The following is a 21475-nucleotide window of genomic DNA, read 5'->3' on the forward strand; positions in this document are numbered from 1 at the left end:
GTGGGCGGGTCGATACGGCCTCGGGACGGCGGCGGCTGGATGCTTCCGACCACCACACTGCCGACCACCCCAGCATGATAATCCAGCCTGAATTTACCCAAAACTGATATTACAGGGTAGTCCACACGTTTACCGCATGGTGATTGCCAGTGAACAACGATGATGGTGATAGTAACGGCGGCGGCTTCGACCGGCGGCGCTTCCTACAGTCGCTCGCGGTGTCCTCGCTTGGACCCGCAGCGTTCTCCGCAGGGGCGTCGGCTGAGGGTGCGTCGACCGGTGACGAGGCACTCCCACTCCTGGCGGAACAGGGCGACGAGCAGTGGAACCTGACACCACTTTCGACCGGCGAATCGGTCGTCGAGTTCTACGGTTGGGGCGGCGAGGGCGACCAGACGGCGAAGACGAGTCTCGGCATCGAACGCTCCAATGTGAGCAACGCCTTCCTGTTCGACGGCCCGGAGGGAACGAGCCTCGGGGTATTCCACGACGCGCCCGACGACGGGAGCGACGGTCGCGCGACCATCTCGTTCGACGGGCTCCCGGTCGGCGAAGCCGGAGAGACGGTGTTCACCGACGACTTCGACTCCCTCGACGCCTGGAACACGTCGACGACCTCGAATGCTGGCGTCACAGTCGACGACGGCCGCATGCGTTTTCGCGTCTACAAGTGCAATACTGCGGCGGCGGTCCACGACCTCGGCGAGCAGTCGGGGACGCTCGAGATATCGTTCTCGTGGGAGACCGAGGCCGACGAGTGGTACGAGATACCCGACTGGGAACTCCAGGACGCCGACGGCAACGCCATCGAGTACGAGGTCCTCTCGGGCACGGATGTCCGTGGCGCGGGCGACCCTGGCGGCCAGCGCGGCGGATCGGTGACGGTACAGGCCACGGTCGACGGGCCCGTCTCCATCCGCTTCGCGCTCGAACCGTCGCGGTACTGCAGCAACTTCGATCACGCGGACACGTACTTCTGGGTCGACGACCTGACCGTCGAGTCGGTCGCGTCGGGCGGCAGCTGGGTCGTCCAGGACGACCCCGAGGATTTCGACGGCGAGGAGCCGACCCTCGATACCGAGGTCGACTGGTACTGGCTCGCGAAGAACACCGACGGCGGGGCGTTCCGTGGCGGCCTCGACGGTGAGTTCGCCGTGACGCTCACGCCGGACTTCAAGCGCGGCATCGACGAGTGGCACCTGCTCAGACAGGGCGAGAGCGAGACGACCGAGTCACTGCGGGCGTTCGACCTCCAGAACGACTACAGCAGCGAGGAGCGCACGACGGACTGGCAGGAGGTTTCGCTCGACCTGTCGGCGTACGCCGGCCAGAGCGTCCGTATCCGCTTCCAGGCCGACGGCCGCCACACCTACGACTACGAGAACACGAAGTCGTGGGTTCAGGCGGACTACGTCCGACTTCCCGGTGCACTGGACGAGTCCTTCGACACGCTCGACGGCTGGACCTGCGAGAACCAGCCGCGCGGTGATGGGTACGACGACACCCCGACCGTCGGGACCTGCGAGGTCCGCGACGGAACGGCCTACGTCGAGGAGCACACGAACCGGATGCGCTCGCTCTCGCGGACCGTCGTGGTCCCGGAGTCGGGCGACCAGACGCTGACCGCGCGAGTGCGCGGACACGTCTCGGCGGCGTGGTCCAACGCCCGCCTCGCCGTCGAGGTGACCGAGCCGACGGTCGAACGAATCGAACTCGACACGGACGAACCGGTGACCATCCGCCGCGGCGAGGCCGAGACGACGCCCGCCAGCGTACTGGACGTGTCGCCCCCACCGACGGCGGTCGAGCGCGGCGAGGCACCCGGCCTGTCGGTCGAACTCGATCCCGGTTCCGCTGACCCGGCCGACCTGACCGCGGTGGCGTCCGTCTTCGGGTACTGGCGCGGGGACTCGCTCGACATCGCCGATGGCCGGGCCACGACGTACACGCAGGTCCTCTCGAAGACCACGACGGACGACGGGACCGTGCTGTTCGACGACCTCCTGCCGGCCGCGACCGACCTCCCGCTCATCGACTCGCTCGAACGCGGGTTCGAGTACGAGGTCTCGGTCCGCGTCATCGACGAGAGCGCGGGCGAGACCGTCGCGACCCTCGGCGACTTCCACACCTTCGCGTTCGACCAGGTCGATACGGTCGCCGCGGTCGCGGCGCGGGCGTCCGATACGACGCCCCAACTCGTCGACGCCGGGTTGCGCGTGCACCTTCGCCAGAAGGTCGAGTATCTGAATCGGTACTACGCGAGCGGCCTCGGGAGCATGGGTGCACAGGGCTTCGACGTCGAATTCGTGAACTTCACGACGGAGAACACCGGTGCCCTCGACTCCGGGTGGGTCCCGCTCCCGGACCAGTGGGACCACTACGCACAGCCCGACAACGACAACGATGGCCGACATATCGACGAGGTGCCAGGCGACAACACCTTCGACTTCGTCACGGACGCGCTGTCGGCGGCCGCGACCGACCTCGACGTGGACTTCGACCAGTACGACACGGCTCTGGTCACCAACGGGAAGGACACGATGCGGTCGGTCGGTGGGGACGACCAGTGGGGTCTCAGCCGCTCGGTCTGGCGCGGCGAGCCGATGAAGGAGTTCACCATCCCGGTGCTCAATGTGACCGTAGACCCCGGCGAGATCGCCGGGATGACGCCCTTCGAGACGCCGAGTGGCACCATCGATGCAATGTACGCGCCCATGCACGTCGACACGTGGCTCCACGAGTTCGGCCACAGCCTGGGTCCCGACCAGCAGGTCGGCTTCCCGGACCTCTACGACATCCCGACGCCATTCCAGAACTTCGGCGTCATCAACGGCTGGGGCCTGATGGGGGGCCGGGACGGCAAGGTCGTCTCCTCGTTCTGTCGCACCCTCGGTAGCGACCCCTACAACTACCAGAACGGCTGGCTCGACGCCGACATCACACCCCACGTCGTCGACGATGTCGAGGTCGGGGTCGACCCGCTGACCGAGAAACAGGTCGGTGACGCCGCGGACTACGTCGTCTCGGCGTGGGCCAACGTCGATATCGAGGTGTCGCTCGACGAGGTCGATGTCGACGCGGACCCCCAGCTCGGCCTGTACATCGTCGAGGGGCGCGACGGCGGCCTCGCGCTGAGGAGCCCGGACGGGTACGAACTCTGGAAGACCCCGGACAAGGACGCAGAGAGCGGGGTACAGCTCTACCGGTTCAACGGCATCACCGTCGAGGGCTCGGTCTCCGGGCTGGAGGAGTTCGTCGAGGACATCCTCGACGGGGAGGTCCCGGACGCCCCGAACCTCACGCTGAACGACGCGGACGCTATCTCCATCGAGGCGATGCCGCCGTCGTCGGGTGACATCGACGAGCACACGCTGGCGAACGAGGGCGACACACTCACCGACCCGGCATCCGCCACCACGTTCGAACTCGTCAGCGACGGCGAGGACGGTAGCGGGACGGTGAACCTCCACCGCGACACCGGCCTGCTCGGCGACAGCTACCGGCTCATCGTCGACGTGCTCGGCGGCCTGCAGGACCTCGCTGACGAGTACAGCAGTGGTTCACACGAGGAACCCATCCCGCCGCTCGACGTGATGGCAGTGACGGCCGACGGGCGGCGCGTCGGCGTCGACGAGGAGACGGGCGAGGTCGTCAACGAGGTCGACGGCGCGTCCGTCTACCAGACGCCGACGTCGACGGCCGTCTCCCTGCCGCGGGCGGTCGAGGCGACGTTCTCCGTCTCGGCACATCGCCTGCACCACGCCCTCGAGGACCGGCCGGACCTCACGGTCCCGGAGGCCATCGAGTACCGCCGCACCATCGTCGACGACGGTGACCTCTCTGTCACCGAACGGGACGGCGTCGCCTTCATCGACGGGCGGGTCACCTACAGCACGACCGCAACGGTCGGTGACGAGGAGAGCGGGTCCGCCCCGGCGGTGGCCACCTGCGACATCGAACTCTCTCCCGACCGGCTCAACGCGAAGGCGAAGGGTAAGTGGGTGACTGCACACGTCGGGCTTCCCGAGGGCACGGCCGCGGACGACCTGCGGGTCGACTCGGTCGCGCTCGCCGGCGTCCCGGCGGTCGCCGACGAGCAGTACGGCTTCGTGAAGAACCCGCCGACGACGACCCGGAACAGCCGGACCTACGTCGAGGTCAAGTTCCCGCGTTCGGACCTGCTCGACGCGCTCGACGTCGGGTCGTCCGAGATACCCGTGTTCGCTGCCCTGGCCGACCGCGAGACGTTGCTCCGGGGTACTACCGAGGTGACGGTGGTCGAACCGGGCAACGGTGGTGGAAACGGTAACGGCAAGGGCAAGCAGGGCGGTAGTCCCTGATACCATGACCGGGTCACGCCCGCTCGCGGTCTGCCTACTCGCGTGCGTCCTCCTGAGCGTCGCGGCCGGCGCGAGCGTCCCAGGGTCGGGAGCGAGCGCCCCCGACAGGGACGCGAGTGGACGTGACCCGGCCCTCACGGCACCCGAGCGCGCCGTGTCGGCACCGCCGAACGCAACCCACGAACTGTCGGTCCTCGTGGACGCCGACGGCGACGCAACTATCCGGTTCACGACGCGCTACCCGGCCCGGAACCGGAGCGAGGCCGATGCCGCCAGGTCTGGTGACCTCGAGACCACCTGGTTCGACGGCAACGCGACGGTCCGCCGGATATTCGACGCGGCAGCCGAGGGAGACGACTCTCTCACCGACCCAGCACGGACCGTCCAGCACACCGACTACTTCCCGGGGCCGGAGACCCGGAACACGACCCACGGCTGGGTGTCGGTCTCCGCATATGCGACCTGGGAGGGTCTCCTCGGCCCAGGAGAGGACCGACGTGTCGTCGGTGACGCATTCACTGCTGCCCTCGTCGACGACGACCGACTCACCATCACCGTCCCGTACTGGTGGGAGCCGTCGTCGGGAGCCGAAGCGTACGACACCCGCGTTCGGGGCGACGAGGTGACGTACACGACGACGGTCGGGTCGGGGTCACCCCCGGCGCTCGTCTTCGAGCGAAGCGCGTTCGAGACCCGGACGACGACCCGCCCCGGGGAGAACTGGAGCATCCCGCTCGGACCGGGGGCAGGTGTGCTCCCGGCCGCGCTGGCGGTCGTGGTGGTCGCCGGTCTCCTTACGATTCGGAGCCGGACTGACGGCGACTGACGCGCCCCGTCCGGTCCACGATTCGACGATTCCGTTGGTGAACCAAACTGGTTCGACCACATCGCTATCCGGGCTGGTCGCGTATCCGTCCCCATGGAAACTTCCGGTAGCACACGCCCGGGCATCGACCTCCCCCCACGCGACGAACTGCTCCGCATCCTCGGCTTCGTCGTCCTCGTCAACCTCGTCGGGGGTGCGGCCGCGGTCATCGGCGGCCCCGGGAGCGAGTGGTTCACCACGCTCGAAAAGCCCTGGTTCTACCCGCCCAGCTGGGCGTTCGGCGTCGTCTGGACGCTGCTGTTCACGCTTCTGGGTATCGCCCTCTACCGTGTCTGGCGCGCGGACGAATCGCGTGACCGTACCATCGCCCTCGGCGCGTTCGTCCTCCAGATGGTGTTCAACGTCGCCTGGACGCCCGCGTTCTTCGGGCTGGAGAGCCCCGGCATCGCGCTGGGCGTCATCGCCGCCCTCTGGGTGCTCGTGGTCGGGACCATCTGGGCGTTCCGGCGGGTCGACCGGACCGCCGCCGCGCTGCTGGTCCCCTACCTGCTGTGGGTCAGCTTCGCAACGGTGTTGAACTACGACATCTGGCGGCTGAACTGACGGCTGGAGACGCCCGTTCGACGAACGGGCGGCAACATTAACCGTCTCCTCTGATTAGTTGCAGGGTATCAAAGCGAACGTCACGGTCCGCTCACGGATGTGATGGCCGAATGAGTGAGAAGTCGCACGTCGCCGTAACCGCCAGATCGACCGACAGACGGTCGGACGTAGCGGCCGCGCTCGACGAGTGGGAGACGACAGTCGTCGCGCCCTGCTCGGTACGCGAGTGGCTCACGACCCACGAGGTGGCCTGTCTCGTCGTCGCGGACGACCCGACCACCCCCGAGATTCGTGGGGTGTGCGAGGACGCCGTCGGCGTGCCGAGCGTCGTCTTCACGGCCGCCGACCCCACCGAGGTCCCCTGTCACGCGGACGGATTCGTCCGTGACGACGGCGACTTCGACCGCCTCCGGGACGAGATACGCTGGCGACTGCACACCGGGCCCCACGAGGCGGCGGCCGCCGAGGACGCGTTGCGGGAGAGTCACGCGAAGATAGAGCGACTGCACGCGGTCGTCGCAGAGATGGTCGCCTGTGACACCGAGGACGAGGTGTACGAGGTGGCGATTCGCGCCGCCGAGGAGATACTCGACCTCGATATCGTGGGCATCGACACGGTCGAGGACGGCTACTTCGTCCCGCGGGCGGTCTCCGAGGAGCTGAAATCTTCGGGGTACGGCACGCTCCCGGCCGACGAGGGGGTGGCGGGCCGGAGCTACCAGACCGGTGAATCCATCCTGGTTCACGACGCCGAAACCCACGCCGACGCGTCACCGACCGGCCCGTACCGGTCCATCCTCTCGGTGCCGGTCGGCGACGACGGGATACTGCAGGCCGGGTCGCGCGAGACCGAGGCGTTCGACGAGCGCGACCGCGAACTCGCCGAACTCCTGGTGAGCCACGTCGCGGAGACGGTCGAACGCCTGCAGGCACAGGAGCGGCTTCGCCGGGAGCGCGACCGCCTCTCGGCCCTGTTCGAGAACGTCCCCGACCCGGTCGTCCGGTTCGCCTACGACGACGGTTCGCTCCGGGTCCGGGACGTGAACGCGACGTTCGAGGACGTGTTCGGCTGGTCGGCCGACGAGATCCGCGGGGCGGACATCGACGAGTACATCGTCCCCGAAGGGCGCGAGGACGAGGCGAAGCGTCTGAACGAGAAGCTCATGGCTGGCGAGAGCCTCCACGTGACGACCCAGCGTCGGACCGACGACGAGGTCCGGGACATCCTGCTCCACGTCGTCCCGTTCGAGCGCGGGGAGCGCAGCCTGCAGGGGTTCGCCATCTACACCGACATCACGGAGGAGAAGGCACGCCAGCGCGAGCTCGAACGCCAGAACGAGCGTCTCGACGCCTTCGCGAGCATCGTCAGCCACGACCTGCGGAACCCGCTCTCCATCGCCCAGGGTTACCTGACCCTCGCCGAGGAGGTCGGCGCGCCCCAGCACTTCGAGGAGATTCGTCACGCGCACGAGCGCATGAGTAACCTCATCGACGACCTGCTCAGTCTCTCGCGGCAGGGGGACGTGGTCGGCTCGCTCGAACCGGTCCAGCTCGCGGCGGTCGCCACGCAGGCCTGGGCCGGCGTCCAGACCGGAGCGGCAACGCTCGAACCGGTCGGCGACGTGGCTTTCCTCGCGGACCGCGACCGACTCATCGAACTGCTCGAGAACCTGTTCCGGAATGCGATTGTCCACGGCTGTCCGACCGACGGCGACCTGGGCTGTCGCGAGGATGGGTCGCCCCTCACCGTGACCGTCGGGACCGTCGAGACGTCGGCTGGCGTCGACGGCGAGCCTGCAGAGCGGGGATTCTTCGTCGCGGACTCCGGCTGTGGCATCCCGGCTGGCGAACGCGAGACGGTGCTCGAATCGGGGTACACCACCAGCGACGAGGGAACCGGCTTCGGGCTCACCATCGTCCAGGAGATCGCAGCGGCCCACGACTGGGCGGTCACGGTCGAAGAGAGCGAGACTGGCGGCGTCCGGTTCACGTTCACGGGCGTGACGGAGCCGCCGCTCGACGACGAGGACTGACGGGAGGAAGGCGTGGCTCAGTTCGAAGCTGCGCCCGAGTGCGACCCGAGCAACCCGTGAAAGAGGTAGGTGTGGTCGGTCGTCTCGGTGAGCAGCTCGTCGAGCAGGCCGTCTGCCCGGTTGGCCTGCTGTTCGACGCGCTCGGTCAGCGAGATGTACTCGTCGCTGTTCTCGAGTTCGGCCTGCGGCTTGCGTGCTTCGAGGACGGCCTTCTTGGTCACCTGCGAGTAGTAGGTCCGGAGCTCCTCGTCGTAGGCGGACCGCCGGTTGAGCCGGGTGACACACCGGTTCAGCGTCGGCTTGTCGACGGGTTTGACGAGGTAGTCGTCGAAGCCCATCTCGACGATGTCGAAGTCGGGTTCGACGGCGGTGACGATGACGACCTGGCAGTCGTAGCCGGCAGCCCGAACCTGCTCGAGCACCTCGTCGCCCGAGATGCCCGGTAACCGACGGTCGAGGACGACGATGTCCGTCGCCGCTGTGACGGCCTCGATGGCGGACGCACCGTCTGTTACACTGCGTACGCTCCATCGGTCACCTAACCAGGAGACGTAGAGGCTCGCCAGCTCCGTGTTGTCCTCGACGATGAGGACCTCTGTGGTGTCGTCGGTCATGCTGTCCTCCCGAAACCATCCAAATCGATGCTGTTCTTTCGTATAAATGTCGTGGCCGCTGACACGCTGGGCTGGTTGATATATGGGAACCGCAGCCTCGAAAATACGTTCCTCCGGTAGTCCCAGTCGGGACCGATGGGCCTACTCGAGCGCCAGCGATGCCAGCAGCGCCTCGAGCTGGACCCGTTCGCTTGCACCCTGGGTGATGCGGAAGTCGGCCTCGCCGACGCGGTCCATCAGACGGACCGCGGCCTCCTCGGAGAGGTCGAACTCCCACGCCGACCGGTGGAGCTGGTCGATGATGTCGCCGCCGGCCAGTCCGCGCTCGGTCAGCAGTTCGTCGAGCTTCGCCCGGGCCGCGATGAAGTCGCCCGCGATGGCGTCGGTGACCATCGCCTCGACCTCCTCCGGCCGCGCCGTGGCGGTGATGGCGTAGACGGTCTCCTCGGACACCTCGTCGCCCATGACGGAGGCGGCCTGCAAGGCGTTGATGGCCTTGCGCATGTCGCCGTCGGCCGCGTAGACGAGCGCGTCGACGCCCTCGTCGGTGAGGGGAATGTCCTCCTCGCCGGCGATGTAACGGACCTGCTTGGCGACCGCCTCGTCCGCCAGTTGCGTGAACCGGAAGACGGCACACCGCGACTGGATGGGGTCGATGATCTGGTTGGAGTAGTTACACGAGAGGATGAACCGCGTGTTGTTCGAGAACTGCTCCATCGTCCGGCGCAGCGCGGACTGGGCGTCCGAGGTCAGTGCGTCGGCCTCGTCGAGGAAGATGATGCGGTAGTCGTAGCCGCCGAAGGAGGTCCGCGCGAAGTTCTTGATGCGGTCGCGGACCACGTCGATACCGCGCTGGTCGGAGGCGTTCAGTTCGAGGAAGTTCTCGCGCCACTCGTCGCCGTATATCTCCTTCGCGATGGACACGGCCGAAGCCGTCTTCCCGACGCCGGCCGGCCCCGCGAACATGAGATGGGGTAGTTCGTCCTTCGAGATGTAGCTCTGCAGGCGTCCGATGATGTCCTCGTGCCCGACCACGTCGTCCAGGGAGTCCGGCCGGTACTTCTCGATCCAGACCTCGTTGCGCCCCCCGGGTCGTGCGCCGGTCTCGTCGGCCTCGCTCATGAGCGAACGGAAGGCTGGCCAGTTCATAAAGCCCCCGAGACTCTCCGTGCGCCCTCGTGACGTGCTTCTCAGTTTTTGTAAATCATCGTATGTGTATTTCTCCTCAAACGGCGAATGAGTACACATGAGATTCACCGTCGCCAGAAAGAGATTTGTCGTACTGCTTGTCACGATGCTGGTCGTGCTCGGGTCGATGCCGGGCGTCGTCGCGGCAGAGCAGGTCGTCGCCGGCACCTTCGTCGTCGAGGAGGGCGAGACAGTTCGGGGCCTCGACGTGGTCGGGGCGACGGTCGTCGTCCGCGGGACCGTGCAAGGTGACCTGAACGGGGCGGCCGCCGACGTCCGCATCGAGGACACCGGGGTCGTCACGGGTGACGTGAACGTCGCCGCCGCGAGCATCCACATCGCCGGGCGCGTCGACGGGAACGTGAACGCCGGGACCGCCACCCTCCGGGTGCTCGAAGGTGCCGTCATCGCCGGGAACCTCGCTGCTGGCGCGGCCGACGCGACCATCGCGGGCGAGATCCAGGGGAACGTCGAACTCGGCGCGGACGTCATCCGCCTGACCGACACGGCCGTCGTCGGCGGTGAGTTCCGCTACGACGCCGAGGAACTGGTCGGGCTCGACCAGGCCAGCATCGCCGGTGCGGTCGTCCAGGACGACTCCATCGGGAGCTCCGAGTTCAGCATCGGCGTCGCCGAGGAGTTCTTCGAGGGCGTCTTCGCCGTCTACGGGTTCCTCGTGAATCTCGTGGTCGGTGCCATACTCCTGCTCGTCCTGCCCGGGTTCTCCCGGCGGGTGTCGGAGACGGCCCTCGGCGAGCCGGCAAAGAGCGGCGGTGTCGGGCTGTTGGCCCTGCTCGCCATCCCGGTCGCGCTCGTCCTCGTCGCGCTGACCATCATCGGCATCCCCCTCACGCTGGTCGGGGCGGGCCTGTTCGCCCTCGCGGCGTGGGTGGCGGTCATCTACGGCCGCTTCGCGGTCGGGACCTGGCTGGTCGCGAAGGCCGGCGGCGACAACCGCTGGCTGGCGCTGGTCGTCGGGCTCCTGGTCGGTGCCCTGTTCAACCTGCTGAGCTGGGTCGGTGACCTCGCGAACTTCGCCGTGTTCCTGCTCGGGCTCGGCGCGCTCGCGCTGGTACTCTCCGAGGAGTTCGGCCGCGGCCGGGACCGTGAGGCACCGGCGGTTGACGAAGAGTCGACCGAGGCGGGCGACGATTCGGGTATCGGTGGCGTCCCGCCGGCCTGAACACCGAGCAACGACACGCTTAGGCCTGCGGCCCGGCAAGGGCCGGCCATGCAGGTCACCGTGGACGTCAAGGGCGAGGGGACCCACGAACTGGACCTCCCGGACCCGACCTACGCCGACCTCCTGCGCGAGCTCGACCTGAGCCCGCACGAGGTGAGCGTCCTCGTGGACGGCCGGCCCGTCCCGGAGGACCAGCCCGTCGCATCGCCCGAGGTAACCGTGTTGCGGCTCATCAAGGGCGGGTAGATGCCCGAAGAGTTCTCGCTGCCGAACGTCGGCCCGGGGCCGGATCCCTGCTCACTTGCTTCCCTCGCGACCGACCACGACTTCGTCCTCTTGCTGTTCCAGCGCGACTACCACTGCATCAACTGCCGGAAGCAGGTCCAGCAGGTGAAAGACCGGTACGGGGAGTTCGCGGCTCGGAACACCGAAGTGGTCTCCATCGTCCCCGAACCCCGCGAGAAGGTCCAGGACTGGCAGGACAGCTACGACCTGCCCTACCCCCTGCTCGCGGACGCCGGGGCGGCCACCGGCGACGCCTACGACCAGCCAGTCCGCTACGGGATTTTAGGCAGATTCAGCGACTTCTTCGGCCGGATGCCCGAGGCCGTGCTGCTCGACACCCGGGGCGAGGAGCCCGAAATCGTCTGGTCCCATGCAGGAAAATCGACGTTCGACCGGCCCGACATCGACGAGATACTGGCCGAAATCGACGCGCAGCGAGACGATGCGAGTCCGTGAGGCACGCCCCGGGGAACGCGAGACGGTCGAGGGAATCCTCGACGCCGCGATGCTCCAGACCGGCGCGGTCGCAGACGCCATCGACCGGGGTGACGCGCTGGTCGCGGTCGAGGACAATCGGCTCCTCGGCGCGGTGATTCTCGACCCGAAACCAGGGGGGTTGCACGTCGACGCCATCGCGGTCCGGCGGCGGCGACGGGGACAGGGTATCGGGTCGGCGCTGGTGGATAAAGCGAGCCAGCGCGGCGACCGGCTCACGGCCGCGTTCGATTCCGATGTCCGGCCGTTCTACGAGGCGCTCGGGTTCGAGATTCGAGAGCGAGACGGGCGACTCTGGGGCGTCCTGGAGTGACGGCGGTCAGTCTCGCAGGTGTGTCTCGATGCGTTCGGCGACCAGCAGGAAGCGCAACGCGAGGGCGAACATCAGCGCGAAGACGATGGCGTCCTCGACCAGTCCGACGAAGATGGCGATGGCGATGACCACCAGGTAGGCCGCGTCGATGACGTTCTGACTGGGCATGGCTGTCGGTGCTGCCGCCGGCCGGATAAGCTTTCAGCGGGCTGGTCCGTCGAACAGTTCCGAGACCTCGCGGTCCTCGTCGGCCGACCCGTCAGTTCGAATCTGGGTGTTCCCGGGCGAGTTCTCGATACTGTCGGCGATTCGCTCGAGGGCGACGACGAAGCGGCGAAACAGTTGCAGCGTCAGGTACGCGAGATAGAACCCGACCGGAATCGTGGCGAGGAACAGACCGAACAGGATGTTCCGGGTGATGATGGCGTAGCCGAGCACGAGAATGACGACCACTCCGACACCGACTTTCTGGGCTCTGGAAGGCATACCCCGAATTTATGTCGGAAAACTGAAAAAGGTTCGGTTCTCGCTCAGACCAGCGCGTCGACCAGTTCCTTTCCGTCGGCCAGCAGCGCCTCGACGCGCTCCTGACTGCTCGCCTCGGCGTACACCCGCATCTTCGGTTCGGTCCCGCTCGGGCGAACGAGCACCCACGAGCCGTCTTCGAGCAGGAGCTTGAACCCGTCCTTGGTGACCACGTCGGCCACGGCTTCGCCAGCGACGGCGTCGGGAATCTCGTCGCCGAGTTCGTCGATGACGCGCGCTTTCTCGCTGTCGGGGCAGTCCACGCTCACCTTGCTCTGGACGATCTCGCCGTGTTCCGCGAGCAGGGCGTCGACGCGCTCGTCGTACGGTTTCTCGTGGGCCACCGCGGCGGCGAGCAGCGCCATGAACACGCCGTCCTTCTCGGGGATGTGGCCGCGGACGGTGAACCCGCCCGACTCCTCGCCGGCCATCAGCGAGTCGTGTTCCTGCATGGCCTGGGCGACCCACTTGAAGCCGACCGGCGTCTCGACGACCTCTTGCCCGTGGGCCTCGGCGATGCGGTCCAGCAGGAAGGTGGTCGAGACGGTTCGGACCACGGGCCCTTCCTTCGATTCGAGCAGGTAGTCGTAGGTCGCCGCGAAGAAGAGGTTCTCGTCGAGGAAGCCTCGTTCTGGGGTGACCACGGCGATGCGGTCGGCGTCGCCGTCGTTGGCGATACCGAGGTCGGCGTCGGTCTCCCGGACCGTCTCCACGAGTTCCTCGAGGTTCTCCGCGCTCGGTTCCGGCGGGGTGCCGCCGAACTCGGGGTCGGTCTCACAGCGGATTCGCTCGACGGTCGCCCCGGCCTCTTCGAGCAGGCGGTCGGTCGTGTCCCGGCCGGAGCCGTGCATCGCGTCGTAGACGACCGTGAGTCCGGAGAGGTCGTCGGGGACGAGGTCGCGCGAATGCTCGAAGTGCGGGGGTACGAAGTCGACCTTCTGGACGGACCCATGCTCGTCCTCGGGAAGCGGGTCTGGTTCCGCGAGGCGCTCCTCGATAGCATCCGTAACTTCCGGAAGGGCGGGGGCGGCGTCGTCGGGGATGAACTTCACACCGTTGTACTCCGGCGGGTTGTGGCTCGCGGTGAGCATCAGGGCACCCGCGAGGTCGCGGTGGCGAATCTGCCACGCCGTGAGTGGGGTCGGGCGGTCGCGGTCCGGGAGGACCACGTCGAACCCGTTCGCACACAGCACCCGGGCGAGTTCCTCGGCGAACCCGGGGGAGGACTCCCGGGCGTCGTAGCCAACCGCGACCGTCTCGCCGCCACGGCCCTCGTCGCGGAGGTACGTCGCAACTGCCTGTCCGACCATCCGGACGCGCGGCGCGGTGAACTCGTCGAGTGTCGCTCGCCAGCCGTCGGTCCCGAATGAGATGGCGTCCATGTGCGGTCCATGACATGCCCGGGCGATAAATCCCACCGACGGCGTTCACTTTCACTCCGGTACGAACAGGACTTTAACCCGCCCGTTCGATATTACCATTAGCGCCATAGAGCGGCGCGAGTCCCGCCTCGGGGCGACGACGCACACCGCTCTGCGTCGCTAAACAACGAACCGGCGGAGGTGAGTAAGAATCGGAAAGGGCCTCCGCGTAACACTCGCATCGGGCGGTGTCTCCCTGCTGGCACAGGGGCTGGAATCCGGCTGGATTCTGATCGCCGTTGCGGTGTTCGCATCGTCTGACGAGCAGTCCGAGTGATACCGTCGGTCGCTGGCACGACCGTCGGCCCTTCGTTTTGCGTTTTTCACACAGACTACCCGTCTCTGTATCCTACACGTGTCAGTTGCGCGTACACGCTCAAATAACTTTACTTCCACCCGGATATCCCAACTCCCCGCGAGACGGCTTATCGATTCGCGCGTCGTATCTCCTGCACGGAATCCTCCAACCATGCCAGTCGAGAAGACACAGCACGTACAGGGAATCGACCAGCCGACCCACGACGCGTTCGTCGACTGGGTCGAAGCGAACCCCGCCGCCGCGACCATCGAGTTCAGCGCGACGGGCACGACCGAGGACGTGGCGGTCCACACCGAGGCGACCATCGGCGAGTTCGTCATGGGTGACGAGGCCAAGGGCGCAGACCGCGAGTACACCATCGAGGTCGGCCTGCCGGCCGAGATGGAAGACGCGATGGGATTCACCGACCCCATGGACCGCTGCGAGGCCGTCGAACTCGCGCTCGCGGGCCTCACGGCCTGCATCAACGGGACGGTCCAGCTCAACGCCATGCGCGAGGGCATCGCCGTCGAGGACGTGACGACGAGCGTCTCCGTCCCGTTCGACCCGCGCGTCCTGCTCGGTATCCACGACGAGGACCGGGCCAGCGAGATGCTCGGCGACCTCGACATCGAGGTCCAGGTGACCGGGACCGACCTCAGCGAGGCCGACATCGAGCGCATCAAGACGTTCCCGAAGCGCTCGCCCGTGTTCACCCTCCTGACCGGGGCGCACCCGGCGAAGCCGACGGTCCACGTCGCGACCTGACCGGGCCGCCCCCAGTTCTGTTGGCCAGACGAACGTATCACCGCCTAAACTGACGAATTTTTACGCGCCCGGGGCTGAGAACCGACGATGAGTGGTACGCCGACGGTCCTCGCGGTCAGCGGGAGCCTCCGCGAGACGAGTTACACGAGAACCGCCCTGTTGCACGCACTCGCCGCGGCCGAGACCGCGGGAGCCGAGACCGACCTCCTCGACCTGCGGGAGGCCGCCCTCCCGATGTTCGACCCGGACGAGGACGACCAGGGCGCAGGTGAATACGTCCGGCAGGTCCGGGAGGCGGACGCCGTCATCCTCGGTTCGCCGGTCTACCACGGCTCGTACTCGGGTGCGCTGAAGAACTTCCACGACTACTGCAGCTTCGACGACTACGAGGACACCGTGGTCGGCCTGCTCGCGACCGCCGGTGGCGGCTCCTACGGGCCGACGCTGGAGCACATGCGGAGCACGGTCCGCGGGGTCCACGGGCACGTGGTTCCCGAGCAGGTCGGCATCCGCTCGGCCTACGACAAGTTCGAGTCGGCCCCCGACGCACCGGGCGGGCGGGCCTTCACCGACGAGGACATCGCCGAGCGCGTCGCGTCGCTGGGGGCCGCCGTCGTCGCGGCTGCCCGGCGATTCGAGACGGCCTGCGAGGAGCCGGCCACGGCCGACGACTGAGCCGCCGGCCGCGGAGACCTGCCCTCCTTTTGTCGCGTGCGGCCGTAGCGTCCGATATGACCGACCAGCCACGGGTTGGAGTCCTCTGTGCCCCCGACCACACGGTGTTCGCGGCGGTCGCGGACAGCCTGCGCGACCGCGGGGTGGCCGTCACCTTCTACGACCCCGAGATTCCCCTCGACGGGGCGACGGTGGCCGAGCTGGACGCCGTGGTGTCGAAGAAGACCCGGCCGGCGACGTTCACCACGCTCCGGCGGGCCGCCGACCGCGGCGTCCCCGCCTGGAACGACTTCGTCGCCTACTGCGTCTTCGGGCTGCGGCTCGTCGGCCTGCACGCGCTCGAAACCGTCGGGTTCCGGACGCCGCCCGTCTCGTTCACACCACCCGAGGGCGAGTACGTCGCGAAAACCCTCCGGAGCTGGGACGGAACCCCGGTGGCGAACGAACGGGGTGACTTCTACCAGCCCCTGCTGCCGGCGGACCCCATCGACCACAAGTACTACTGCGTCGACGACGGCGAGCGGTATCACGTCCGCGTGCTCGAAGCGTCGTCGAAGCTCACGGGCAAAAAGCGCGTCCTCGGCCACCGAGAGCCCGACACCGCCATCGCGGCCAAGCTCGAGGCGCTGGCGGCCCGGACGGGGGCCCACGGCGTCGGAGTCGATATCATCCACGTCGAGGGGGAGCCCTACGCGGTCGACGTGAACCCGGCACCGAGTTTCCGTGAGACGGGCCTCGAAGCGCCCATCGTCGACTCTATCGCGAGTCTCCTCGAATGAGCGCCTCCTTCTGCCGGCGCGAGAGCTGTTTTATCTCGTACTCGCGGGACATCGCGGCCGACTTCGACTCGAACGACTCCTCGTAGCGGAGTTCGACCGGTGTCCGGCCACGGGTGTACTTCGCGCCCTCGCCCGCGTCGTGTTCCGCCACGCGTCGCTCGACGTCCGTGGTGTAACCGGTATACAGCGTCCCGTCGGCACACTCCAGGACGTAGACGTAGTGGTCACTCACTGGGCGAGACGTGGGCCGGCGAGTACAGAAAGGCTTCGCGTGGTAGTTGAGGTGCAGCTTCGTCGCGTCGTCACGTCATCATCACGTTGTTCGCGCGCGTCGCCGTGCTTCTTCCGCGATCCCTGCGTTCGCCGAGCAGCTCACACAGGCGAGTATCCGTCCGTGTTCGTCGGCGAAGACGCGGGCGAACTGTTCAGAGACGTGCGCACCGCAATTATCACACGTTGGCATGGTTGTTTCCGGCGGTCGCGGCCGGTAGTCGGTGGTTGGCAACACATCACCATATACCTGTTCCAGATTCTCACCCAAATTCGGGACAGAGAAAGCAATTTTTTCCTCTTTCTGCTTTCCCTGGTGCCACCACCGTCTCTATTTTGTGAAAACAGAACAGTTGTTCCTCTATCGGAAAACTGGGGGATTCCCCGGTGAGGGGCGAGCGCCTCGACAATCAGATGCGCTGACAGGTGCGCGTGAGCCGCTGTGGGGCGCGCGCGACCGGTCTGACGCCGTCCAGAACCCGCTGGCGAGAGGCAGATGGCTCAACGAGGCACCATCCGCCAGCGCTGGTGGTGAGTCGCTCCGACCGACGAAACGGGCAGGAAAGCCCCGCTGTCTTGCGATTTTCGGGTGAAACGTCGCTGGAACCAACACGACGGTTACCCCCGCTACACACCGGTCTCAGGGCCTATCACCGCAACATACAGCAAGTATTATAAAGGGGGCGTGGGTAGCACCGCTCGTATGGCAGACCTCATCGTCAAGGCAGCCGTGAAGGAAGCGCTCAAGGACAAGAACGTCGCATCGGACTTCTACGACGCACTCGACGAGGAAGTCGCTGAGCTCCTCGAGGACGCAGCCCGACGCGCCGAGGCGAACGACCGGAAGACGGTCCAGCCGCGCGACCTGTAAACTCGGTCGCTTTCACTTCTAACCATTCTCTCAGGACAGGGAGCGACAGCGCCGTTCGCTACCGTGTCCGTCGGTCGACACCGTCGTCGAGTCCGACGTGTATCTCGTCGGCCAGGTCGACGAAGAGGCCGTGTTCGACCACGCCGGGGAGTGCTGACAGGTCGCTCGCGAGCGCGGCGGGGTCGGTGACGGTCCCGAAGTCACAGTCGAAGACGAGGTTCCCGTTGTCGGTGACGACCGGGCCGTCCTTGCGTTCGGCCGCCCGGAGCGTCGGGTCGCCGCCGAGGTCGGTGATGGCGGCCGCGACGGTCGGCCGCGCGTCCGGGAGCACCTCGACGGGAACCGGGTAGTCCAGCTCGTCGGCGAGCTTCGAGGGGTCCGCGACGACGACGAAGCGGTCCGCGGCCGCGTCGACGATCTTCTCGCGAGCGTGGGCCGCCCCGCCGCCCTTGACCAGCGTGAACCCCGCGACTTGGTCGGCCCCGTCGATGGCGATGTCGACGGTGTCGACCGCATCGAGCGTGGTCAGGGGAATCCCGTGGTCCAGTGCGAGCTGGCGCGACTGGAAGGAGGTCGGGATGCCCTCGATGTCGAGGCCGGCATCGACCGCCTGCCCGAGCGCCTCGATGGCGTGGGCCGCCGTCGAGCCGGTTCCGAGGCCGACGACCATCCCGTCCGCGACGAGGTCGGCCGCACTTTCGCCGGCGCGACGCTTCTGTTCGGTGGTGCCGCTCGTGTTCTTCATGTGGCCGGATGCACCCCGAATCGAGTAATCAGTTTCGTCGTCGAGTCCGCTGGCAACCGGAGTCATACGGAGTTCGGTGCCGGCTGCGAAGTGTTTTTCTCAGTTCCCTGTGTCCCTACAAGTATGCATTCTGCTGCCACCGATGGGCCAGCCGTCCGTCTCACAGACGTACGGAAGACCTACCAGGTCGGAGAGCCCGTCCACGCCCTCGACGGGGTGTCACTCGACATCCCGCGGGGGTCCTACACCGCCGTCATGGGTCCCAGCGGGTCGGGGAAGTCCACGCTGATGAACGTCATCGGCTGTCTCGACACCCCGACCGAGGGCCAGGTGTTCGTCAACGGGGAGGAGGTCACCGCCATGGGCGACCGCGAACGCACCCGAATCCGGGGGGAGGAGGTCGGCTTCGTCTTCCAGACGTTCAACCTCATGCCCCGCATGACCGCCCTCGAGAATGTCGCGCTCCCGCTCGTCTTCCGCGGTATCGGCGGCGACGAACGCCGCGAGCAGGCCGCCGACATCCTCGAACGTGTCGGGCTGGGCGACCGCCTCGACCACGTCCCGAACGAACTCTCGGGGGGCCAGCGCCAGCGCGTCGCCATCGCCCGGGCACTGGTGTCGGACCCGGCCATCATCCTCGCCGACGAGCCGACCGGTAACCTCGACACCACGACCGGCGAGCAGATCATGGGCCTCTTCGAGGAGCTCCACGCCGAGGGGAACACGGTCATGATGGTCACGCACGAGCGCAACATCGCCGAGCACGCCGAGCGCGTCATCAACATCGTCGACGGGCAGATCGAATCCGTCGAGGAGCTGGCCGAGGTCGAGCAGTGAATCCCCTCACTGGCTTCCGGATGTCGTGGCGGGCCATCCGCTCACACAAGCTCCGGTCGACCCTGACCACGCTCGGGGTCGTCATCGGTGTCGCCGCCGTCATCACCTTCGTCACGCTCGGGGCCTCCCTGCAGGCCGGCATCATCGGCGAGGTCAGCCCCGACGACCAGCGCAACGTCTACGCCTGGGCGGCCCCGGAGAACAGCTCCAACCAGGGCCCACTCTCGGGGGCCCAACCGGTGTTCACCGAACGTGACACCGCCGAACTGGAGAAGCTAGAGGCGGTCTCTGCGGCCTACGGCTACACGCCCTTACCCGCCCAGACCGTGAACCACGACGGGCAACGCATCCCCAGACAGGACGGGGTGGTCGCCACCGGGACGGAGTACGTCGACGAGGACGAGATAGCCGAGGGCAGACGCTTCGAGATGGGTGCCCGTGAGGCCGTCCTCAACCCCGCGATGGCCGGGGCGTTCGAGGAGAACGTCACCGTCGGGGACAACATCACCGTGACCCTCCTCGGCGGCCAGCAGATAACCGCGACCGTCGTCGGCATCACGAAGACCTCCGACTCGCGCTCGCCGTTCGAGGGCTTCAACCCGTCGCCGCGGGTGTACGTCCCCATCAACCCGTACTACACCGAACTCGTCTCGCAGGCGGTCGAGACGCCGCGGTTCTCGGCGGTCGTCGTCGAGGCCACGGGCGTCGGCCAGGTCGAGACCGCCAAGGAGCAGGTCCGGGGCTACCTCGACAGTGACCAGTCCGACGCCGAGGAGTTGGCGGGTGACGAGCTCACCTACCAGCTCCAGACCAGCACGGAACTGCTCGGCCAGCTCGAAGCCATCCTGGGCCAGCTCCAGGCGTTCGTCATCGGCATCGCCGCGCTCTCGCTGCTCGTGGGGAGCATCGGCATCGCCAACATCATGCTCGTCTCCGTCACCGAGCGAACCCGCGAGATAGGCATCATGAAGGCCGTCGGCGCGCAAAAGCGCGACATCATCGCCCTGTTCATCACCGAGGCGGTGGTCATCGGCATCATCGGCTCGGTCCTGGGGACCCTGCTCGGCCTCGCCGCGGGCTACCTCGGCGCGCAGTACATCGACATCCCGCTCACGTACCCCGTCGAGTGGTTCGGCATCGCGGTCGGGGTGGGGATTCTGGTCGGCGTGCTCGCCGGACTCTACCCGGCGTGGAGTGCGGCCCGGACCGACCCCATCGACGCGCTCCGGTACGAGTGAGATAGCCGGTCCCGGGCGGGACGACGCCCTTTTCCGTGCGTGTGACCCACGGTCGAGTGAAGCGGGACGTTTTCGACGTAGGATACCGAGAACATCCTGCTTCACTCTTTCAATCGAGCGCACGCGGTCTCGTCGTGGAACCACGCACCAGCAACGCCGACCGCTTCACCCATACCTAACCCACCGCGCGACCAACCGGTGAGACCACATGCCACGCACTGCCGTCATCGCCGGCGTCGGCCCCGGCCTCGGCGCGTCGCTCGCCAGGAAGTTCGCCGCCGAGGGCTGCTCGGTCGGCCTGTTCGCCCGTTCTGCCGACTACATCGAGGACCTCGCGGCCGACCTCCGCGAGGAGACGCCCGGCGACGCGCTCGCGGTCCCGACCGACCTCACCGACCCCGAGCAGATCCGCGCTGGGTTCGCGGCCGTCAGAGACGAGTTCGGCCCGGTCGACGTCCTCGTCAACCACGCCAGCGCCGCACCCTGGAAGGGCCTCTCCGAGGTCTCGCACGACGAGTTCCAGCAGGCCCTCGACGTGGGCGTGACCGGCGCACTCCACTGCTCGAAGGAAGCCGTCGCGGACATGCGAGCCGGCGACGGCGGGACCGTCATCTTCACCGGCGCGACCACCTCGATCCGGGGCCGGAAGGGCTCGGTCGCCTTCTCCGCGGCCAAGTTCGGGGCCCGCGGCCTCGCGGAATCGATGGCGCGCGAACTCGGCCCCGAAGGCGTTCACGTCGCCCACGTCGTCATCGACGGCGGTATCCTCCACCCCGAGCGCGAGGTCGAGAACCCGGAAGAGTACCTCGACCCCGACGCCATCGCGGAGAGCTACTGGCACCTCGTCGAACAGGACCGGTCGGCGTGGACGCTCGAACTGGATCTGCGCCCGCACGTCGAGGAGTTCTGAAGCAGCGCGTCTCCCCTCGACCCCTCGATTTTCACTCCGGCGTGCGCTGGCTCGCGTGCCGAAGGCCGCGAGTCACAGCTGCGCGAGGGATGAGCACTGGACTGGAGCGAAACGGAGTGTAGCGGAAGGAAGCGCGCAGTCGGCTGGGGAGGCTGTGGCTGCGGTGCTGTGCGGGGGCGGTGCGGTCTCCATTGCCATCGGCGCGAGTGAACTGCTCGCCCATCACTCGTTCTGCTGGCGACGGTCACGTTTCGTGGC

The 21475-nt window shown here is 67.3% G+C and carries 23 protein-coding genes; 15 read left to right on the plus strand and 8 right to left on the minus strand.

Going from position 1 to position 21475, the window contains the following annotated elements:
* The first annotated feature begins 149 nt into the window (after positions 1 to 149).
* The 4 genes from ACSC1S_RS17540 to ACSC1S_RS17555 all read left to right on the plus strand — a co-directional run bounded on the left by ACSC1S_RS17540 (position 150) and on the right by ACSC1S_RS17555 (position 7802).
* Positions 150 to 4340: a metallopeptidase domain-containing protein gene (locus tag ACSC1S_RS17540; protein WP_435365411.1), complete on the plus strand. Its 4191-nt coding sequence runs from the start codon at positions 150 to 152 to the stop codon at positions 4338 to 4340.
* A 4-nt stretch (positions 4341 to 4344) separates the two neighbouring features.
* Positions 4345 to 5166 carry a hypothetical protein gene (locus ACSC1S_RS17545; protein WP_435365412.1) on the plus strand — a complete coding sequence of 274 codons (822 nt, stop codon included), beginning with the start codon at positions 4345 to 4347 and terminating at the stop codon, positions 5164 to 5166.
* A gap of 93 nt (positions 5167 to 5259) precedes the next feature.
* The gene (locus ACSC1S_RS17550) at positions 5260 to 5769 is read left to right on the plus strand and encodes a TspO/MBR family protein (protein ID WP_435365413.1); all 510 of its coding nucleotides are present in this window, start codon (positions 5260 to 5262) and stop codon (positions 5767 to 5769) included.
* A gap of 110 nt (positions 5770 to 5879) precedes the next feature.
* Entirely contained in the window at positions 5880 to 7802 is a 1923-nt protein-coding gene (locus ACSC1S_RS17555) for an ATP-binding protein (RefSeq protein WP_435365414.1), read from the plus strand.
* Between the two features lie 17 nt (positions 7803 to 7819).
* Here the strand turns inward: ACSC1S_RS17555 and ACSC1S_RS17560 are convergent, their stop codons facing one another.
* Positions 7820 to 8416 (minus strand): response regulator, encoded by a 597-nt coding sequence (locus ACSC1S_RS17560; RefSeq protein ID WP_435365415.1) that lies wholly within the window; start codon positions 8414 to 8416, stop codon positions 7820 to 7822.
* 141 nt (positions 8417 to 8557) lie between these two features.
* Positions 8558 to 9538: a replication factor C small subunit gene (locus ACSC1S_RS17565; protein WP_435365416.1), complete on the minus strand. Its 981-nt coding sequence runs from the start codon at positions 9536 to 9538 to the stop codon at positions 8558 to 8560.
* Positions 9539 to 9662: 124 nt separating this feature from the next.
* Here ACSC1S_RS17565 and ACSC1S_RS17570 point away from each other — a divergent pair, with 124 nt between their 5' ends.
* The 4 genes from ACSC1S_RS17570 to ACSC1S_RS17585 are packed head-to-tail and all read left to right on the plus strand — an operon-like array spanning position 9663 to position 11880.
* The gene (locus ACSC1S_RS17570; RefSeq protein ID WP_435365417.1) at positions 9663 to 10787 is read left to right on the plus strand and encodes a bactofilin family protein; all 1125 of its coding nucleotides are present in this window, start codon (positions 9663 to 9665) and stop codon (positions 10785 to 10787) included.
* A gap of 48 nt (positions 10788 to 10835) precedes the next feature.
* Complete coding sequence (gene samp2 / locus ACSC1S_RS17575) at positions 10836 to 11033, plus strand: ubiquitin-like small modifier protein SAMP2 (RefSeq protein ID WP_261649341.1); 198 nt, start codon at positions 10836 to 10838, stop codon at positions 11031 to 11033.
* Complete coding sequence (locus ACSC1S_RS17580) at positions 11034 to 11528, plus strand: peroxiredoxin family protein (protein WP_435365418.1); 495 nt, start codon at positions 11034 to 11036, stop codon at positions 11526 to 11528.
* Positions 11515 to 11880 (plus strand): GNAT family N-acetyltransferase, encoded by a 366-nt coding sequence (locus tag ACSC1S_RS17585; protein ID WP_435365419.1) that lies wholly within the window; start codon positions 11515 to 11517, stop codon positions 11878 to 11880. The genes ACSC1S_RS17580 and ACSC1S_RS17585 overlap by 14 nt, the downstream gene beginning before the upstream one ends.
* Before the next feature lie 6 nt (positions 11881 to 11886).
* On the opposite strand, the gene ACSC1S_RS17590 is transcribed toward ACSC1S_RS17585, so the two are convergent.
* The 3 genes from ACSC1S_RS17590 to ACSC1S_RS17600 are packed head-to-tail and all read right to left on the minus strand — an operon-like array spanning position 11887 to position 13787.
* Positions 11887 to 12048 carry a hypothetical protein gene (locus ACSC1S_RS17590; RefSeq protein WP_435365420.1) on the minus strand — a complete coding sequence of 54 codons (162 nt, stop codon included), beginning with the start codon at positions 12046 to 12048 and terminating at the stop codon, positions 11887 to 11889.
* A 33-nt stretch (positions 12049 to 12081) separates the two neighbouring features.
* On the minus strand, positions 12082 to 12366 hold the full coding sequence (locus ACSC1S_RS17595; protein ID WP_435365421.1) for a DUF8066 domain-containing protein: 285 nt from the start codon (positions 12364 to 12366) through the stop codon (positions 12082 to 12084).
* A 44-nt stretch (positions 12367 to 12410) separates the two neighbouring features.
* Positions 12411 to 13787: a phosphoglucomutase/phosphomannomutase family protein gene (locus tag ACSC1S_RS17600; protein WP_435365422.1), complete on the minus strand. Its 1377-nt coding sequence runs from the start codon at positions 13785 to 13787 to the stop codon at positions 12411 to 12413.
* A 508-nt stretch (positions 13788 to 14295) separates the two neighbouring features.
* Here ACSC1S_RS17600 and ACSC1S_RS17605 point away from each other — a divergent pair.
* The 3 genes from ACSC1S_RS17605 to ACSC1S_RS17615 all read left to right on the plus strand — a co-directional run bounded on the left by ACSC1S_RS17605 (position 14296) and on the right by ACSC1S_RS17615 (position 16346).
* Complete coding sequence (locus tag ACSC1S_RS17605; protein WP_435365423.1) at positions 14296 to 14892, plus strand: OsmC family protein; 597 nt, start codon at positions 14296 to 14298, stop codon at positions 14890 to 14892.
* Positions 14893 to 14979: 87 nt separating this feature from the next.
* Positions 14980 to 15567, plus strand: a complete 588-nt coding sequence (locus tag ACSC1S_RS17610; RefSeq protein WP_435365424.1) for an NADPH-dependent FMN reductase — start codon at positions 14980 to 14982, stop codon at positions 15565 to 15567.
* Between the two features lie 56 nt (positions 15568 to 15623).
* Positions 15624 to 16346, plus strand: coding sequence for an ATP-grasp domain-containing protein (locus tag ACSC1S_RS17615; RefSeq protein ID WP_435365425.1), 723 nt, complete (start codon positions 15624 to 15626; stop codon positions 16344 to 16346).
* Here ACSC1S_RS17615 and ACSC1S_RS17620 read toward each other — a convergent pair.
* The gene (locus tag ACSC1S_RS17620) at positions 16324 to 16578 is read right to left on the minus strand and encodes a GIY-YIG nuclease family protein (RefSeq protein WP_261649354.1); all 255 of its coding nucleotides are present in this window, start codon (positions 16576 to 16578) and stop codon (positions 16324 to 16326) included. The genes ACSC1S_RS17615 and ACSC1S_RS17620 overlap by 23 nt on opposite strands.
* A gap of 81 nt (positions 16579 to 16659) precedes the next feature.
* Positions 16660 to 16809 carry a DUF7563 family protein gene (locus tag ACSC1S_RS17625; RefSeq protein WP_435320101.1) on the minus strand — a complete coding sequence of 50 codons (150 nt, stop codon included), beginning with the start codon at positions 16807 to 16809 and terminating at the stop codon, positions 16660 to 16662.
* 510 nt (positions 16810 to 17319) lie between these two features.
* Here ACSC1S_RS17625 and ACSC1S_RS17630 point away from each other — a divergent pair.
* The gene (locus ACSC1S_RS17630) at positions 17320 to 17487 is read left to right on the plus strand and encodes a DUF1931 family protein (protein WP_261649355.1); all 168 of its coding nucleotides are present in this window, start codon (positions 17320 to 17322) and stop codon (positions 17485 to 17487) included.
* A gap of 58 nt (positions 17488 to 17545) precedes the next feature.
* Here the strand turns inward: ACSC1S_RS17630 and rpiA are convergent, their stop codons facing one another.
* A complete protein-coding gene (rpiA, locus tag ACSC1S_RS17635) occupies positions 17546 to 18232 on the minus strand; it encodes a ribose-5-phosphate isomerase RpiA (protein WP_435365426.1) in 687 nt (228 codons plus the stop codon).
* A gap of 123 nt (positions 18233 to 18355) precedes the next feature.
* Between rpiA and ACSC1S_RS17640 the strand changes: the two genes are divergently transcribed.
* The 3 genes from ACSC1S_RS17640 to ACSC1S_RS17650 all read left to right on the plus strand — a co-directional run bounded on the left by ACSC1S_RS17640 (position 18356) and on the right by ACSC1S_RS17650 (position 21217).
* Positions 18356 to 19069, plus strand: a complete 714-nt coding sequence (locus ACSC1S_RS17640; RefSeq protein WP_435320103.1) for an ABC transporter ATP-binding protein — start codon at positions 18356 to 18358, stop codon at positions 19067 to 19069.
* Positions 19066 to 20307 (plus strand): ABC transporter permease, encoded by a 1242-nt coding sequence (locus tag ACSC1S_RS17645; protein WP_435365427.1) that lies wholly within the window; start codon positions 19066 to 19068, stop codon positions 20305 to 20307. Before ACSC1S_RS17640 ends, ACSC1S_RS17645 begins: the two co-directional genes overlap by 4 nt.
* 208 nt (positions 20308 to 20515) lie before the next feature.
* Positions 20516 to 21217, plus strand: a complete 702-nt coding sequence (locus tag ACSC1S_RS17650; RefSeq protein ID WP_435365428.1) for an SDR family NAD(P)-dependent oxidoreductase — start codon at positions 20516 to 20518, stop codon at positions 21215 to 21217.
* Positions 21218 to 21475: the final 258 nt, after the last annotated feature.

It is taken from the genome of Haloarchaeobius pelagicus (assembly GCF_051207375.1).
Classification (GTDB): domain Archaea; phylum Halobacteriota; class Halobacteria; order Halobacteriales; family Natrialbaceae; genus Haloarchaeobius.

Excerpts from the sequence above, each read along its gene's own strand:
- ACSC1S_RS17590 (WP_435365420.1), bottom strand. The coding sequence starts at position 12,048 with ATGCCCAGTCAGAACGTCATCGACGCGGCCTACCTGGTGGTCATCGCC.
- ACSC1S_RS17560 (WP_435365415.1), bottom strand. The coding sequence starts at position 8,416 with ATGACCGACGACACCACAGAGGTCCTCATCGTCGAGGACAACACGGAG.
- ACSC1S_RS17615 (WP_435365425.1), top strand. The coding sequence starts at position 15,624 with ATGACCGACCAGCCACGGGTTGGAGTCCTCTGTGCCCCCGACCACACG.
- ACSC1S_RS17580 (WP_435365418.1), top strand. The coding sequence starts at position 11,034 with ATGCCCGAAGAGTTCTCGCTGCCGAACGTCGGCCCGGGGCCGGATCCC.
- ACSC1S_RS17630 (WP_261649355.1), top strand. The coding sequence starts at position 17,320 with ATGGCAGACCTCATCGTCAAGGCAGCCGTGAAGGAAGCGCTCAAGGAC.
- samp2 (WP_261649341.1), top strand. The coding sequence starts at position 10,836 with ATGCAGGTCACCGTGGACGTCAAGGGCGAGGGGACCCACGAACTGGAC.
- ACSC1S_RS17625 (WP_435320101.1), bottom strand. The coding sequence starts at position 16,809 with ATGCCAACGTGTGATAATTGCGGTGCGCACGTCTCTGAACAGTTCGCC.
- rpiA (WP_435365426.1), bottom strand. The coding sequence starts at position 18,232 with ATGAAGAACACGAGCGGCACCACCGAACAGAAGCGTCGCGCCGGCGAA.
- ACSC1S_RS17640 (WP_435320103.1), top strand. The coding sequence starts at position 18,356 with ATGCATTCTGCTGCCACCGATGGGCCAGCCGTCCGTCTCACAGACGTA.
- ACSC1S_RS17555 (WP_435365414.1), top strand. The coding sequence starts at position 5,880 with ATGAGTGAGAAGTCGCACGTCGCCGTAACCGCCAGATCGACCGACAGA.
- ACSC1S_RS17650 (WP_435365428.1), top strand. The coding sequence starts at position 20,516 with ATGCCACGCACTGCCGTCATCGCCGGCGTCGGCCCCGGCCTCGGCGCG.
- ACSC1S_RS17610 (WP_435365424.1), top strand. The coding sequence starts at position 14,980 with ATGAGTGGTACGCCGACGGTCCTCGCGGTCAGCGGGAGCCTCCGCGAG.
- ACSC1S_RS17595 (WP_435365421.1), bottom strand. The coding sequence starts at position 12,366 with ATGCCTTCCAGAGCCCAGAAAGTCGGTGTCGGAGTGGTCGTCATTCTC.
- ACSC1S_RS17605 (WP_435365423.1), top strand. The coding sequence starts at position 14,296 with ATGCCAGTCGAGAAGACACAGCACGTACAGGGAATCGACCAGCCGACC.
- ACSC1S_RS17600 (WP_435365422.1), bottom strand. The coding sequence starts at position 13,787 with ATGGACGCCATCTCATTCGGGACCGACGGCTGGCGAGCGACACTCGAC.
- ACSC1S_RS17585 (WP_435365419.1), top strand. The coding sequence starts at position 11,515 with ATGCGAGTCCGTGAGGCACGCCCCGGGGAACGCGAGACGGTCGAGGGA.
- ACSC1S_RS17570 (WP_435365417.1), top strand. The coding sequence starts at position 9,663 with ATGAGATTCACCGTCGCCAGAAAGAGATTTGTCGTACTGCTTGTCACG.
- ACSC1S_RS17550 (WP_435365413.1), top strand. The coding sequence starts at position 5,260 with ATGGAAACTTCCGGTAGCACACGCCCGGGCATCGACCTCCCCCCACGC.
- ACSC1S_RS17545 (WP_435365412.1), top strand. The coding sequence starts at position 4,345 with ATGACCGGGTCACGCCCGCTCGCGGTCTGCCTACTCGCGTGCGTCCTC.
- ACSC1S_RS17565 (WP_435365416.1), bottom strand. The coding sequence starts at position 9,538 with ATGAGCGAGGCCGACGAGACCGGCGCACGACCCGGGGGGCGCAACGAG.